This is a genomic window from Pseudomonas putida, from assembly GCF_028682395.1.
GTDB lineage: Bacteria > Pseudomonadota > Gammaproteobacteria > Pseudomonadales > Pseudomonadaceae > Aquipseudomonas > Aquipseudomonas putida_AB.
In genome coordinates this window covers 91,342-106,769 of the sequence record NZ_JANHLC010000003.1, presented here as the reverse complement: position 1 = coordinate 106,769, position 15,428 = coordinate 91,342, and the positions used below count along the sequence as shown (strand labels likewise).

Sequence of the window (15,428 nt, the reverse complement as noted above, 5' to 3'; positions counted from 1 at the left end):
TCTCCGGCCGTAAATGGCGAAGAAATACCTTCGAAAAAACTCGAAGCCCACGCAACACATGGCATTAACCGCTAGCGACGGAGCCGCCGCACAAGCCAGGCACCCGGGGCTTGGGCATGTACGGACGTATTGCGAACCGGCTGCACCGGGAAAGCGGCGAGCGGGCGAGGGTTTCAGGCTTTTTCGGGGTGTCTTTATATCACCCGTCAGTGGGCGACCCACTCGCCGATTGGTCGAGTGTCCCTTGGCCTTGTGTCCCTCCTTGCCCGTCCGGGCGCCGCCGTTGCGGGTGAGCCCGAGAGTGAACGGCGAGCGTGGGGCTGGCGTGTCGTCATTGCATTGCACGGCGCCAGCCGCAGCGGCTCGGTCAGCCCAGGTTCTTGCCCAGCAGCGCGTGGTAAAGCTCACTGTCGCCCAGGATGCCGACCACGGTCTGGTTCTCGTGCAGCACCAGCTTGTTGCCGGTCTGATAGCGAATCTGCAACGCGTCACGCATGCCGATATTGGCGTCCACCAGGGTCGGCCGGCGGTCGAGGCCTTCCACGGCTTGGCCGGGCACCCAGTTCTGCAGGTCCAGGCTGGCGCCATTACGCCGGGCACCCTTGATGGTGTTGCCTTCGGCCAGGTCGAGCCAGGAGTCGCCGCCAGGGTCGATGCATACCGAGCCGTTGACGCGCTTGCAGTTGTCCAGGGTGCGCATCAGGCTGCGCCCGCACAGTACGTTGAGGGGGTTGGTGTGGGCGACAAAGGTGCGCACATATTCGTCGGCCGGGTTGAGGACGATTTCCTCGGGCTTGCTGTACTGGATGATCCGGCCGTCCTTCATGATCGCGATGCGGCTGCCCAGCTTGAGGGCTTCGTCGAGGTCGTGGCTGACGAAGACGATGGTCTTGGCCAGTTTGCTCTGCAGGGTCAGTAATTCGTCTTGCAGGCCCTGGCGGATCAGGGGGTCGAGGGCCGAGAAGGGTTCGTCCATCAGCAGGATGTCGGCGTCCATCGCCAGGGCGCGGGCCAGGCCGACCCGTTGCTGCATGCCGCCGGACAGCTCGTCGGGCTTCTTGTTGCGCCACTGGGTCAGACCCACCAGTTCGAGTTTTTCCTCCACCAGCTTGCGCCTTTCCTTCTCCGGACGGCCCTGCATTTCGAGGCCGAAGCTGATGTTCTCGCGCACCGTCAGCCAGGGCATCAGGGCGAACTTCTGGAACACCATGGCGATACGCTGGGTGCGCATCATCTTCAGTTCGGCCGGGGTGCAGTTGGCGATATCGATCTGTTTGCCTTCGTGCTCGACGAACAAGTGGCCGCGGCTCACGGTATTCAGGCCATTGATGCAGCGCAGCAGGCTGGACTTACCCGAGCCCGAGAGGCCCATCAGTACGCAGATTTCGCCTTTCTCGATATCCAGGCTGGCTTTTTCGACACCAACGATCTGGCCGGTTTTCTTCAGGATCTCGTCACGCTTGAGGCCTTTATCCAGGAGCGCCAGGGCCTCGCGCGGGTTCTTGGAGAAGATCACATCTACCTGGTCGAAGCGGATTATGCTCATGCGTCACCCCTTACCTGGACATCGGGTTGTTTGCAGATACGGTCGAGCATGATGGCCAGCAGTACGATCGCCAGACCGGCTTCGAAGCCCAAGGCGATATCAGCGGTATTCAGTGCGTTGACCACGGGTTTGCCCAGGCCGTCGGCGCCCACCAGGGCGGCGATCACCACCATGGACAGCGAGAGCATGATGCACTGGGTAATCCCCGCGGCGATGCTCGGCATGGCGTGGGGCAATTCGATGCGCGAGAGCAGTTGGCGGCGCGAGCAGCCAAAGGCCTTGCCGGCGTCGAGCAGTTCCTGGGGCACGTCCTGGATGCCCAGGTAGGTCAGCCGGATGGGCGCCGCAATGGCGAACACTACCGTGGAAATCAGCCCGGGAACCACGCCCAGGCCGAACAGGGTCAGGGTGGGAATCAGGTAGACGAAGGTCGGCACGGTCTGCATCAGGTCGAGGACCGGGCGCATCATGGTGTAGAACATCGGCCGGTGCGCGGCGACGATCCCCAGCGGCACGCCGATGACCACGCAGACCAGTGTGGCGAACAGCACCTGGGCGAGGGTCTCCATGGTTTCCTGCCAGTACCCCAGGTTGAGGATCAGCAGGAAGGAGGCGATAACAAAGGCGGTCAGGCCCCACTTGCGCTGGATCAGGTGCGCGATCAGCGCGATCAGGCCGATCAGTGCCAGCGGGTTGAACCAGGTGAGCGCAAACGTCACGCCGTGGATCATCGTTTCCAGTGTGCTCGCGATCGCGTCGAAGGTGTTGGCGCCATGTTGCGTCAGCCATTCGACGAAGGCCGCGATGTACTGGCCTAGGGGGATTTTGTGATCAGTCAGCATGGTATTGAACGTCCACATGCGAGGGAATAAGTACCGTGCCAGGCGAGCGGGCCCGCCTGGCGCCGGCGATTACTGCGCGAGCTTGGCTTTCACGGCCTCCAGGCCAGGTTTGCCGTCGAAGGTGGTCACGCCGGCCAGCCAGGTATCGAGCACTTGCGGGTTCTTTTGCAGCCAGGCCTTGGCGGCGGCCTCGGGCTTGATCTTGTCGTCCAACACATTGCCCATCAGCGTGCTTTCCATGTTCAGGGTGAAGGACAGGTTCTTGAGCAACTGGCCGACGTTGCTGCATTCCTCGCTATAGCCTTTGCGGGTGTTGGTGTAGATGGTCGCCTGGCCGTAGTTGGGGCCGAAGAAGTCATCGCCACCGGTCAGGTATTTCATCTTGAACCGGGTGTTCATCGGGTGTGGTTCCCAGCCGAGGAACACCACGTCGGTATGGCGCCGAGAGGCACGCTCGACCTGGGACAGCATGCCGGCTTCGCTGGATTCGACGACCTTGAAGCCGGCGTCCTTCAGGCCGAAGGCGTTCTTGTCGATCATGGTCTGGATCATGCGGTTGCCGTCGTTGCCCGGCTCGATGCCGTAGATCTTGCCGTCGAGCTCCTTCTTGAATTTCACGATATCGGCGAAGTCTTTCAGCCCCTTGTCATACAGCGCCTCGGGAACGGCCAGGGTGTACTTGGCGTTCTCCAGGTTGGCGCGCACGGTTTCCACGGTGCCCGCGTCGCGATACGGCTTGATGTCGTTTTCCATGGTCGGCATCCAGTTGCCCAGGAACACGTCCATGTTCTTGCCGTCGGCCAGGGACTTGTAGGTCACGGGCACGGAAATCATGGTGGTCTTGGTCTTGTAGCCGAGGGCGTCAAGCACGTAGCTGGTGGTGGCGGTGGTCACGGTGATGTCGGTCCAGCCGACATCGGAGAAGTTCACGGTGCTGCATTGGGCTGGCTCTGCCGCCTGGGCCAGTGCCGGCAGACTCAACATGGCGGCCAACAACAACGATGGGGAACCTTTCATGGGGTGGACTCCTGGTGTGTTCGGCGGCGTGCACCGCACTTATAAGTTGTGGTTGGGCGGCGTGGGGAAACGGCTCTGCCACCGTGCCTTGCAATCGAGTCGAGACCGATCATGTAACAGTGAAAATCAAACGCCTACAGGGTGCGTCGTAACCAGTACAGATGGGGTCGTATCCAGTGTCGGTAAGGTCGTATCCAGGTTTTTACCGGTCTGTACGGGCACTTTCGGCGATCTGAACCGCAGGAAAACGTCGCAGAAACCACCTTGGCCAGGCCGCGACGTTAGTGGGCATGAGTGCGTCGGTGTGAGACGGCGCGAGACTCGATAAAGGCCCGATGATGCGACCACTGTTCAGCGTAGCAGCTGCGCCATCCGGTGCTCTGCGGCGTCTGCACCCCGTCTATCGAGGAGGCTCGCGGTCATGGCTATCAGCGTGTTCGATCTGTTCAAGATCGGTATCGGCCCGTCCAGTTCGCACACGGTCGGGCCGATGCGCGCCGCGGCGCTGTTTGTCCAGGCACTGCGCGAGCGCGGCGAGCTGGCGCAGGTGCGGCGGATCGAAGTCCAGCTCTATGGCTCGCTCAGTGCAACGGGAGTCGGCCATGGCAGCGACAACGCCGTGATCATGGGGCTGATGGGTGAATGGCCGGACGCAATTGATCCGGCCCAGATCGGTCCGCGCATCGCCCAGCTACGCGAGAACGATCGCTTGTTGCTCGACGCAAGTTGGCCGGTGGCGTTTGTCTGGGCGCGAGACATGCGCCTGATCGATGAAAACCTGCCGTTCCATCCCAATGCCATGACTCTGGTTGCAGAAGGCGAGGCGGGCGAACTGCACCGCGATACCTACTATTCGGTGGGCGGCGGTTTTGTGGTCGATGCGAGCCAGGCCGCAGCCGGGGTGGCTGATCGGGATACCACGGTGTTGCCCTACGATTTCTCCAGTGCCGTGGAGCTGCTGGAGCTATGCCGGCGACATGACTTGAATGTCGCGCAATTGATGCTGGCCAACGAGCTGACGTGGCGTTCGGAGGAAGAGATACGCGCCGGGCTGATGAAACTCTGGCGTGCCATGCAAGATTGCGTCGAGCAGGGGCTCAAGCACGAAGGCATCCTGCCGGGCGGGTTGAATGTACGGCGGCGCGCGGCCCGTTTGCACCGCAGCCTGCAGGAGTTGAACAAGCCCAATGTGATTGGCTCGACCTTGAGCGCGATGGAGTGGGTCAATCTGTTTGCCTTGGCGGTCAACGAGGAAAACGCCGCGGGCGGGCGCATGGTCACGGCCCCGACCAACGGCGCGGCGGGAATTATTCCGGCGGTGTTGCACTACTTTATGAAGTTCAGCGAAGCGGTGACTGACGCCAACGTCGTCGACTACTTACTGGGTGCCGCGGCGGTGGGCATTCTGTGCAAGAAGAACGCCTCGATCTCCGGTGCCGAAGTGGGCTGCCAGGGGGAAGTCGGCTCGGCGTGTGCCATGGCGGCTGCCGGGCTGGCGCAGATTCTGGGTGCGACGCCGGCCCAGCTGTGCAACGCCGCGGAAATCGGTCTGGAACATAACCTGGGCCTGACCTGCGACCCGGTGGGCGGTCTGGTCCAGGTGCCGTGTATCGAGCGCAACGCGATTGCGGCGGTCAAGGCGATCAATGCGGCGCAGATGGCCCTGCGCGGCGACGGCCAGCACTTTATTTCCCTCGACCGGGTGATCCGCACCATGCGCGATACCGGCGCCGATATGCACGACAAGTACAAGGAAACCTCGCGCGGCGGGCTGGCGGTCAGCGCGGTGGAATGCTGAGCCGCTCACCCGCGAACGCCCACCCCGGCCACTGCTCCCCCAGGGCCACTGTGCATGCCCGCTAACGAGTCGCCCGCAGGACAAACGCCACCTTATAGGGCGCTACCGTGCCAGGGGTGACACTCCTCCCCGGGCCCTGGCACCGGTGGCACACAAGTGCTACCGAACTGCTCAGGGGCAGCGCCGCCGCTACGCCCCGGCCGCTTTAATCCCTACTCCCCACGCGGGCTATATAGACGCATCGCGACGTCGTTTTCAGGAGTTATTGAATGCCCATTCAACTTTAGGCATGGCATTTGCTCTGTCATATCAAAGCCCCTTTCCTGCAAAAGACTGAGGGCAATAACAAGAGCCTGCGCCTGGGGCCAACCATTGCTTTGTGTGAGGAGATACCGCGATGACGTCGTTCAACTCCGGGGCTCAACCCCAGAACCGTGCGCCTCAATCCATCGGCTTTCTGCTGCTGGACAATTTCACGCTGATTTCCCTGGCGTCCGCTGTAGAACCCCTGCGCATGGCCAACCAGCTGTCCGGTCGCGAGCTGTATCGCTGGACCACGCTCAGTGCCGATGGCAGCCAGGTCTGGGCCAGCGATGGCCTGCAGATTACGCCCGACGCCTCCATGCACAAGGCGCCGGCCCTGGACACCGTGATTGTCTGCGGCGGCATCGGTATCCAGCGCACCGTCAGCCGTGAACATGTGTCGTGGCTGCAAAGCCAGGCCCGCCAGTCGCGCCGTCTCGGAGCGGTCTGTACCGGCAGTTGGGCCCTGGCCTGCGCCGGGTTGCTCGACGGCTTCGATTGCAGCGTGCACTGGGAATGCCTGGCGGCGATGCAGGAAGCCTTTCCCCGGGTGGCCATGAGCACCCGCCTGTTCACCCTCGACCGCAATCGCTTCACCAGTTCCGGCGGCACCGCACCGCTGGACATGATGTTGCACCTGATCAGCCGCGATCACGGCCGTGAGCTGTCGGCGGCGATCTCCGAAATGTTTGTCTACGAGCGCATTCGCAACGAACAGGATCACCAGCGTGTACCGCTCAAGCATATGCTCGGTACCAACCAGCCGAAGCTGCAGGAAATCGTCGCGCTGATGGAAGCCAACCTGGAAGAGCCGATCGACCTCGATGAGCTGGCGGTCTATGTCGCGGTCTCGCGGCGTCAGTTGGAGCGGTTGTTCCAGAAGTACCTGCATTGCTCGCCGTCGCGTTACTACCTCAAATTGCGTTTGATCCGCGCTCGGCAACTGCTCAAGCAGACGCCGATGTCGATTATTGAAGTGGCTTCGGTGTGCGGTTTTGTCTCCACGCCGCACTTCTCCAAGTGCTACCGCGAATACTTTGGCATCCCGCCGAGGGACGAGCGCGTAGGATCCAATACCACCCAGCAGGTCGCGATGCTGCCGATTCCCCAGTCGATGGTGCTGGCGCCGCTGGCCGGTCCTTTATCGGCCCTGAGCCAGGCGCGCAACGAATCGACGTTTGCCAGCGTAAGGCTCTAATTCCCGGGGCCATGTGCAGGAGCCAACAGGCTCCTGCAGGGTACGGCTAGCGGCGGTTCTGCTGGTATTGGGCGAGGGCGGGCAGCAGTTGCTGATCGAGGGCCTGGCGTACCGCCGGGAGGATGGTTGCATTGCCTGTCAGCAGTTGTTCGACCAAGCCCTTGAGCGCCTTGGCTCGCGCTTCGCTCAGGCCGCGTACCGCGCATTCACAGGCCTGCTCGGCCGTGGCGCCGGCCGGTACTTCGAATCCCAGGGCCCTGAGCTGGCCGAGCAGGTCTTCCTGGTCAATCAAATCCGCGTGCATCATGGCGTTTTTCCTTGTTCCGGGCGTGATCGTGTCTCGATTCTGCTGGCCCCTGGGGGGCCCCGCAAGAGGCGCCAGCGTGAATGTCCGGCATGCCTATGAACAGGTCGTTTTCGGCTAAACCGCTGCCGCTGGGCAGCCGCTGCGCTCAGCTTTAGCGGGTCAGCGCCGCGCAGGCGGTCTTGTAGGCTTCGTGCTGGTATTTATTCAGGCTCGTTGGCAGTTCGAAGGCGTGCTTCTTGTACTGGGCATTGATGGTCTGCGGCGACAGCAACTGCACGTCGCACGATGCCAGCAACTGCAGGATGCCTTCGATCTTGAAGGTGGTCGGGCCACCGGCGAACTCGCCTTTTTTGCTGCGCTTCTTGATGGCGATACGGGTGATGCCGTTGGCCTGGATAAACGCCTGGATCTCGTGCGCAAAGGCTTTGACGTTGGCGGCCTGGTCGTCGTCTTCCAGGGCGATTTTCTTGATGGCGCTGGCCTGGTGCTGGAAGCCGCCAGCCTGCTGGGAGACCAGGGCGAAGATCGCTTCGCTGCCTTTGATTTCAATACCGCAGAGTGTCATGCGAATCCTTTGGGGGAAGTGAGAGAAGCGGCGAGGGGGCTGTAGAGCGTGTTCCTACAAGGGAGAGGCCGGGCTACTCCTGGGCGATGGATTCCAGGAACTCCGAGCGCTCGTCGCTGGTGCGTGCCATGCAGTCATTCTGGCTGATGCTGAAGGCCTTGCTGCCGGGCTTGGCCGGGAAGGCTTCGATAGCGCAGTCGGCCTCACGCAGCTTCAGCCATAGCTGCTGGGCATTGCGCACCTGGCTGTCGAGGTCCTTGAGTTGCGCCGGGTTGTCGGCGTACTGATCCTTGATCCGCTCCAGCAGGGCCTGAAAGTTGTCTGCCAGCAACTGGTCGGCGGTGTTTTTGCTGTAGATCGAGCACTCCAGGGTCTGCTGGTCGTTTTCCACGGCATCGCAGGGCGAGCTGTCGGGGTTTTCGGCGGCGTGCAGGGCGCTGCTGACAAGCGCCAGCGCCAGGAGAGTCGATTTCATTGCGGCGTCCTGATCCTTAGAGAGTAGAGCGATGGACGTCGATTCTGGCTCAAGCGTCGGTTAAAGAACAGAGGCGCCCCAGGCCACGTGATCCGCCGCTGTGGGCGGTTTGGCGTGGATTGACGCTTTCGGCAATTCCCCTGTCGTTTTTGCACCCGGCTCCCTTGAGCCTCAGGCATATGCTGGCCCCAAAGCGCCGGCAGACGATTCGGCGCAGGTATCGCTAATAGGGGACCGCCTGATGAGCCCAGCCGAACTGCACGCCGACAGCATCGTTATCGACGGGCTGATCATTGCCAAGTGGAACCGTGAGCTGTTCGAGGACATGCGCAAAGGTGGCCTGACCGCCGCCAACTGCACCGTTTCGGTGTGGGAAGGCTTCCAGGCGACGATGAACAGCATTGCCGCCAGCCAGAAACTGATCCGTGAAAACAGCGACCTGGTGCTCGCGGTACGCAGCACCGCCGATATCCGTAAGGCTAAGGAACAAGGCAAGACCGGCATCCTGTTTGGCTTCCAGAACGCCCATGCCTTCGAGGACCAGATTGCCTATGTCGACCTCTTCAAGCAGCTGGGCGTGGGCATCGTGCAGATGTGCTACAACACCCAGAACCTGGTGGGTACCGGCTGCTACGAGCGCGACGGTGGCCTGTCGGGCTTTGGTCGCGAAATCGTTGCCGAGATGAACCGTGTGGGGGTCATGTGCGACCTGTCCCATGTCGGCTCCAAGACCAGTGAGGAAGTCATTCTCGAATCGAAGAAGCCGGTCTGCTACTCCCATTGCCTGCCGTCCGGGCTCAAGGAGCACCCGCGCAACAAGTCCGACGAGGAACTGAAATTCATCGCCGACCACGGCGGTTTTGTGGGCGTGACCATGTTTGCGCCGTTTCTGGCCAAGGGCATCGACTCGACCATCGACGACTACGCCGAAGCCATCGAATACACCATGAATATCGTCGGTGAAGACGCTATCGGTATCGGTACCGACTTTACCCAGGGCCATGGCCAGGACTTCTTCGAGTACCTGACCCACGACAAGGGCTATGCCCGCCGCCTGACCAGCTTCGGCAAGATCATCAACCCCCTGGGCATCCGCACCGTGGGCGAGTTCCCCAACCTCACCGAAACCCTGCTCAAGCGCGGCCATCCCGAGCGCGTGGTGCGCAAGATCATGGGCGAGAACTGGGTCAATGTTCTGAAGGATGTCTGGGGCGAGTGATGAGCCCTGGAGCCTACGGCATCCGTCGATAGCGGCGTCAGACCCTCGCTCTCGATGCGCTCGCCAGGGCTTCGGACCTCATCACGCGGCGGGTTTATTCAACAGCGCAGCGACCATCACCTGGGCGCGCACGTTCAGTCTAGTTTTCCGGAGTTTGTGTTCCATGGCCAAAATCGCCCCACAACTGCCCATCGAAGTCGACAGCGAAACCGGTGTCTGGACCTCTGACGCCTTGCCGATGCTGTACGTGCCGCGGCATTTTTTCGTGAACAACCATATGGGCATCGAAGAAGTGCTGGGCGCCGAAGCCTATGCCGAGATTCTCTACAAGGCCGGCTACAAATCCGCCTGGCACTGGTGCGAGAAGGAAGCCGAGTGTCATGGCCTCGAAGGCGTGGCGGTGTTCGAACACTATATGAAGCGCCTGTCCCAGCGCGGCTGGGGGCTGTTCAAGATCCAGGACATCGTCCTGGAACAAGGCACCGCCAGCATCAAGCTCGAGCACTCGGCGTTTGTCTATGTCTACGGCAAGGTCGGGCGCAAGGTCGACTATATGTTCACCGGCTGGTTTGCCGGCGCCATGGACCAGATCCTCGCGGCACGCGGTAGCCCGATTCGCACGGTGGCCGAGCAGGTCTACGGTGGTTCGCAAGAAGGCCACGATGACGGCCTGTTCATCGTCAAACCGTTGTAGGTCGAGGGGTTCGCCATGGCATTCGAAGCAATGTTCCAGCCGATCCAGATCGGCAAACTGACTATCCGCAACCGCGTACTCAGCACCGCCCACGCCGAGGTCTACGCTACCGACGGCGGCATGACCACCGCGCGGTACGTGCAGTACTACGAAGAGAAGGCCAAGGGCGGTATCGGCCTGGCCATTTGCGGCGGCTCCTCGGTGGTGGCCATCGACAGCCCGCAGGAGTGGTGGAGCTCGGTGAACCTGGCCACCGACCGGATCATCCCGCACTTCCAGAACCTGGCCGACGCCATGCACAAGCATGGCGCCAAGATCATGATTCAGATTACCCATATGGGCCGGCGCTCGCGCTGGGACGGTTTCAACTGGCCGACGTTGATGTCGCCCTCGGGCATTCGTGAGCCCGTGCACCGCGCGACGTGCAAGACCATCGAGCCGGAAGAAATCTGGCGGGTCATCGGCAACTACGCCCAGGCCGCGCGCCGCGCCAAGGCCGGTGGCCTGGATGGCGTTGAGCTGTCGGCGGTGCACCAGCATATGATCGACCAGTTCTGGAGCCCGCGGGTCAACAAGCGCACCGATGAATGGGGCGGCACCTTTGAAGGGCGGATGAAATTCGGCCTGGAAGTGCTCAAGGCGGTACGCGCCGAAGTGGGCGACGACTTTTGCGTCGGCATGCGCATCTGTGGTGACGAGTTCCACCCCGATGGCCTGTCCCACGAAGATATGAAACAGATCGCCCAGTACTACGACGCCACGGGCATGCTCGATTTTCTCGGCGTTGTCGGCTCGGGGTGCGATACCCATAACACCCTGGCCAACGTGATTCCGAACATGAGTTTCCCGCCGGAGCCCTTCCTGCACCTGGCAGCCGGGATCAAGGAAGTGGTCAAGGTGCCGGTGCTGCATGCACAGAACATCAAGGACCCCAACCAGGCGACGCGGATTCTCGAAGGCGGTTATGTCGATATGGTCGGCATGACCCGCGCCCATATGGCCGACCCGCACCTGATCGCCAAGATCAAGATGGGCCAGATCGACCAGATCAAACAATGCGTCGGCGCCAACTATTGCATCGACCGTCAGTACCAGGGCCTGGATGTGCTGTGCATCCAGAACGCGGCGACCTCCCGCGAATACATGGGTGTGCCCCATATCATCGAGCCGTCCACCGGGGTCAAGCGCAAAGTCGTGGTGGTCGGTGCCGGCCCGGCCGGTATGGAGGCGGCGCGCGTGGCGGCCGAGCGCGGCCATGACGTGACCCTGTTCGAGAAGAAGGACGCGATTGGCGGGCAGATCACCACCGCGTCCAAGGCCCCGCAGCGCGACCAGATCGCCGGGATCACCCGTTGGTTCCAACTGGAGCTGGCGCGTTTGAAAGTCGACCTGCGCCTGGGCACGGCGGCCGACGTCGCGACCATTCTCGATTTACGCCCCGATATCGTGGTACTGGCCGTCGGCGGTCATCCGTTTATCGAGCAGAACGAACAGTGGGGCGCCGCCGAAGGGCTGGTCGTCAGCAGTTGGGACGTGCTCGACGGCAAGGTGGCGCCGGGCAAGAACGTGCTGGTCTACGACACCATCTGCGAATTCACCGGGATGTCGGTGGCTGACTTCCTGGCGGACAAGGGGTGCCAGGTCGAGATTGTCACCGACGATATCAAGCCGGGCGTGGCCATTGGCGGCACCTCGTTCCCGACCTACTACCGCAGCATGTATCCCAAGGAAGTGATCATGACCGGCGACATGATGCTGGAGAAGGTCTATCGCGAGGGCGACAAGCTGATAGCGGTGCTGGAAAACGAATACACCGGCGCCAAGGAGGAGCGGGTGGTCGACCAGGTGGTGGTGGAGAACGGTGTACGGCCGGACGAGGCGCTTTACTACGGGCTCAAGGCCGACTCGCGGAACAAGGGCCAGATGGATGTCGAAGCGCTGTTCGCGATCAAGCCCCAGCCTGTGCTGAGCGAACCGGGTGACGGCTACCTGCTGTTCCGGATCGGCGACTGCGTGGCCCAGCGCAATACCCACGCGGCCATCTATGACGCCCTGCGCCTTTGCAAAGATTTTTAAACGCAGCGGCGAGCAGCAAGCCAAGAGCGGCAAGCCGCGCAGAGCGGGTTGCTGCTTTTTCGGGCGGCTTGCCGCTTGAGGTTTGCGCTGCATTCGATCTTTGAGGGCAGCGGTAGTCGGTAGCTTTAAGGCAGACGTGACGCCTTGCGCGGCGCGGTACTTGCCGTTTGGAGCTTGCCACTTGCCGCTGTCCTCCCCGAGGACACCTCCATGCTGAGTTTTGTGCTTCCCCTTCTGCTTTTTGCTGCGCTAGGCCTGGCTGTTCTGGGGGCTTTTCGGCGGGCGGCCATGTGGCGGCGGGGGCGGCCGGCCAAGGTCGATCTGCTCGCTGGCCTGCTGGCCATGCCCAAGCGCTATAGGGTCGATCTGCACCATGTGGTGGCGCGGGATAAATACATGGCCAATACCCACGTGGCCACGGCGGGCGGTTTTGTACTGGCGGCAGTGCTGGCGATCCTTGTGCATGGGTTCGGGCTGCATCACCCACTGCTCGGCTATGCCCTGCTGGCGGCGACGTTGCTGATGTTTGGCGGGGCGATCTTTGTCGCACTGCGCCGGCGCCAGCCACCCAGCCGTCTATCGAAGGGGCCGTGGATGCGGCTGCCCAAAAGCCTGTTGGCCTTTTCCGCGAGTTTCTTTATCGCGACCCTGCCGGTGGCAGGCCTGCTGCCGGCCGACTTTGGCGGTTGGGTATTGGCCGTGTTGCTGGGGCTTGGGGTGTTGTGGGGCGTGTCGGAGCTGTTCTTCGGCATGACCTGGGGCGGGCCGATGAAACACGCATTTGCCGGGGCCCTGCATCTGGCCTGGCATCGGCGTGCCGAGCGTTTTGGCGGCGGCCGCTCGACGGGCCTCAAACCCCTCGACCTCAGCGATCCGCACGCCCCCCTGGGCGTGGAAAAGCCGGTGGATTTTACCTGGAACCAGTTGCTCGGTTTCGATGCCTGTGTGCAATGCGGCAAGTGCGAAGCTGCTTGCCCGGCGTTCGCCGCCGGGCAGCCGTTGAACCCGAAAAAGCTGATCCAGGATATGGTCGTCGGCCTGGCCGGCGGCACCGATGCGCACTTTGCCGGCAGCCCTTATCCAGGCATGCCACTGGGCGAACATGGCGGTAACCCCCACCAACCTATCGTCAATGGCCTGGTCGATGCGCAGACACTGTGGTCGTGTACCACCTGCCGTGCGTGTGTCGAGGAGTGCCCGATGATGATCGAACACGTCGATGCCATCGTTGATATGCGCCGGCACCTGACCCTGGAGAAAGGCGCGACCCCGAACAAGGGCGCTGAAGTCCTGGAAAACCTGATCGCTACCGACAACCCCGGCGGCTTTGCGCCTGGCGGGCGGATGAACTGGGCGGCGGACTTGAACCTCAATCTGCTCGCCGACAAGAAAGCGACCGACGTGCTGTTCTGGGTCGGCGATGGCGCGTTCGATATGCGCAACCAGCGGACCCTGCGGGCCTTTGTCAAAGTGCTGAAAGCGGCCAATGTCGACTTTGCCGTACTGGGGCTGGAAGAGCGCGATAGCGGTGATGTAGCGCGGCGTCTGGGCGATGAGGCGACGTTCCAGTTGCTGGCCCGGCGCAATATCCAGACCCTGGCCAAGTACAGCTTCAACCGTATCGTGACCTGCGACCCCCACAGTTTTCACGTATTGAAAAACGAGTACGGCGCCTTCGATGGCCACTACCTGGTGCAGCACCACAGCGGCTACATGGCCGAACTGATTGGCCAGGGCGCGTTAAATCTGGGCCAGCACAAGGGCAATAGCGTCACGTATCACGATCCCTGCTACCTGGGTCGCTACAACGGTGAATACGAGGCGCCTCGCGAGGTGCTGCGGGCTTTGGGGATCGAAGTCCGGGAAATGCAACGTTCCGGCTTCCGCTCCCGTTGCTGCGGCGGCGGTGGCGGAGCACCGATCACCGATATTCCCGGCAAGCAGCGGATTCCCGATATGCGTATGGAGGATATCCGCGAGACCGGCGCCGACCTGGTGGCCGTGGGTTGTCCACAATGCACGGCGATGCTCGAAGGGGTGGTCGAACCCCGGCCGCTGATCAAGGATCTTGCCGAGCTGGTGGCTGAGGCGTTGTTGGAAGACGCCTCGGGTACCTCGTCCGTACCGAGCAAACGCGAAACGGCGGAGGTGCACTGATGAGCGAGATTATTCGCCGCGACCCACGGGCCGAATGGATTGCCCGCAACCGTCTGCACCCGCTGCATGCGGCCATGCAGCTACAGGTCCACAGCTGGATGGGACCCAATGGGCTGGTGCGCAAGAATCCCCACGGGCTGGGGTTTATCGGCCCAGCCGGTCTCAAGCGGATCGACCGCAGCGGCGCCCAGCAAGGCGGTAACGCCAAGCGCAGCGCGGCGACCGAGGTCCCATTACCGCTGCATCAAGTGATGCAGCCGGCGTTCTATATCAACGTTGTGCCGGATATGGTCGGCGGGCGCCTGAGCAGCCATGACCGCGACCTGCTCGGCCTCGCCCGGCAGTTGGCGGGTGCCGACGGAGCGGTCCTGGCGGTGGTGTTTGGTGAACACAAGGAGCGCGCATTTGCCACGGCGGGCGTCGACCGGCTCCTGGTGCTGGAGGGCAATGAGTTCAGTGGTTATGCACCGGAGCAGCGAGTCCAAGGCCTGCGGGCTGTGGATAACCAATTTGGCCCGCGCCACTGGCTGCTACCGGATAGCCGCAATGGCGGCGGCGAACTGGGGCGGCGTTTTGCTGCGGCCCTGGGTGAACGCCCCGCGACGCGGGTCTGGCAGGTCAAGGATAGCCAGTGTGTCGGTCGCGCGGGTGCCGGTTTGCAGGATCTGGCCCGACCTGTGTCGCGCCTGATTCTGGCTGCGGCGGAATGTGCCGAGCCGGTCAGTGAAACCCGCCATGAAGCCCTGCCGGTGGAGTTATCCACAAGCGTGGCGCGCAGCCTGGCGCGGATTGAGGACCTGGGGGCGGTGGCGGTGGATCCGGCGGCGATACCGATGGCCGAGGCGGAGTTTATTGTGTCCGGTGGCAACGGGGTCAGGGACTGGCCGCTGTTCCACCAGGCGGCGGCGGCCCTGGGCGCGACCGAAGGCGCCTCGCGGGTGGCGGTGGATGACGGTTTCATGGCCCGTGAGCGCCAGGTCGGCGCCAGTGGTATCTGGGTGACGGCGCGGGTGTATGTGGCTGTCGGGATCTCCGGCGCGATCCAGCACCTGCAGGGGATTGGCGCCTGCGACAAAGTGGTGGCGATCAACCTCGATCCAGGGTGCGACATGATCAAGCGGGCGGACCTTTCGGTCATTGGCGACAGCACACAGATCCTGCAGGCCTTGATCGCTGCGATCACGGCGTACCGTCAAGCAGCCAAGCGCGATGCGGCCTAGGGGTAGGGAAG

13 protein-coding genes are annotated in these 15,428 nt (G+C 62.5%); 7 read left to right on the top strand and 6 right to left on the bottom strand.

What is annotated here, in order from left to right; translation table 11 throughout:
* Nucleotides 1-367 precede the first annotated feature (367 nt).
* From choV to NPS46_RS08695, 3 genes are all read right to left on the bottom strand, one after another.
* A complete protein-coding gene (choV, locus tag NPS46_RS08705) occupies nt 368-1,546 on the bottom strand; it encodes a choline ABC transporter ATP-binding protein (RefSeq protein ID WP_274106205.1) in 1,179 nt (392 codons plus the stop codon).
* Nucleotides 1,543-2,388, bottom strand: a complete 846-nt coding sequence (gene choW, locus NPS46_RS08700; RefSeq protein WP_274106203.1) for a choline ABC transporter permease subunit — start codon at nt 2,386-2,388, stop codon at nt 1,543-1,545. Before choW ends, choV begins: the two co-directional genes overlap by 4 nt.
* Before the next feature lie 69 nt (nt 2,389-2,457).
* Nucleotides 2,458-3,405, bottom strand: coding sequence for a choline ABC transporter substrate-binding protein (locus NPS46_RS08695; RefSeq protein WP_274106201.1), 948 nt, complete (start codon nt 3,403-3,405; stop codon nt 2,458-2,460).
* Nucleotides 3,406-3,826: 421 nt separating this feature from the next.
* Here NPS46_RS08695 and NPS46_RS08690 point away from each other — a divergent pair, with 421 nt between their 5' ends.
* Together NPS46_RS08690 and NPS46_RS08685 are read left to right on the top strand one after the other, a co-directional pair.
* Nucleotides 3,827-5,203: an L-serine ammonia-lyase gene (locus NPS46_RS08690; RefSeq protein WP_274106199.1), complete on the top strand. Its 1,377-nt coding sequence runs from the start codon at nt 3,827-3,829 to the stop codon at nt 5,201-5,203.
* 397 nt (nt 5,204-5,600) lie between these two features.
* Nucleotides 5,601-6,704 (top strand): GlxA family transcriptional regulator, encoded by a 1,104-nt coding sequence (locus NPS46_RS08685; RefSeq protein ID WP_274106197.1) that lies wholly within the window; start codon nt 5,601-5,603, stop codon nt 6,702-6,704.
* A gap of 46 nt (nt 6,705-6,750) precedes the next feature.
* On the opposite strand, the gene NPS46_RS08680 is transcribed toward NPS46_RS08685, so the two are convergent.
* From NPS46_RS08680 to NPS46_RS08670, 3 genes are all read right to left on the bottom strand, one after another.
* Nucleotides 6,751-7,011 carry a hypothetical protein gene (locus NPS46_RS08680; protein WP_274106195.1) on the bottom strand — a complete coding sequence of 87 codons (261 nt, stop codon included), beginning with the start codon at nt 7,009-7,011 and terminating at the stop codon, nt 6,751-6,753.
* A gap of 151 nt (nt 7,012-7,162) precedes the next feature.
* Nucleotides 7,163-7,576: a DUF3010 family protein gene (locus tag NPS46_RS08675; RefSeq protein ID WP_274106193.1), complete on the bottom strand. Its 414-nt coding sequence runs from the start codon at nt 7,574-7,576 to the stop codon at nt 7,163-7,165.
* A 73-nt stretch (nt 7,577-7,649) separates the two neighbouring features.
* A complete protein-coding gene (locus NPS46_RS08670) occupies nt 7,650-8,051 on the bottom strand; it encodes a lysozyme inhibitor LprI family protein (protein ID WP_274106191.1) in 402 nt (133 codons plus the stop codon).
* A 241-nt stretch (nt 8,052-8,292) separates the two neighbouring features.
* Here NPS46_RS08670 and NPS46_RS08665 point away from each other — a divergent pair, with 241 nt between their 5' ends.
* From NPS46_RS08665 to NPS46_RS08645, 5 genes are all read left to right on the top strand, one after another.
* Nucleotides 8,293-9,270, top strand: coding sequence for a dipeptidase (locus tag NPS46_RS08665; protein ID WP_274106189.1), 978 nt, complete (start codon nt 8,293-8,295; stop codon nt 9,268-9,270).
* Between the two features lie 163 nt (nt 9,271-9,433).
* Nucleotides 9,434-9,964 carry a 4-vinyl reductase gene (locus NPS46_RS08660; RefSeq protein ID WP_274106187.1) on the top strand — a complete coding sequence of 177 codons (531 nt, stop codon included), beginning with the start codon at nt 9,434-9,436 and terminating at the stop codon, nt 9,962-9,964.
* 15 nt (nt 9,965-9,979) lie between these two features.
* Entirely contained in the window at nt 9,980-12,040 is a 2,061-nt protein-coding gene (gene dgcA / locus NPS46_RS08655) for a dimethylglycine demethylation protein DgcA (protein ID WP_274106186.1), read from the top strand.
* Nucleotides 12,041-12,250: 210 nt separating this feature from the next.
* Nucleotides 12,251-14,197 (top strand): dimethylglycine demethylation protein DgcB, encoded by a 1,947-nt coding sequence (gene dgcB / locus NPS46_RS08650; RefSeq protein ID WP_274106185.1) that lies wholly within the window; start codon nt 12,251-12,253, stop codon nt 14,195-14,197.
* Complete coding sequence (locus NPS46_RS08645; protein WP_274106184.1) at nt 14,197-15,417, top strand: electron transfer flavoprotein subunit alpha/FixB family protein; 1,221 nt, start codon at nt 14,197-14,199, stop codon at nt 15,415-15,417. The genes dgcB and NPS46_RS08645 overlap by 1 nt, the downstream gene beginning before the upstream one ends.
* The last annotated feature ends 11 nt before the right edge of the window (nt 15,418-15,428 follow it).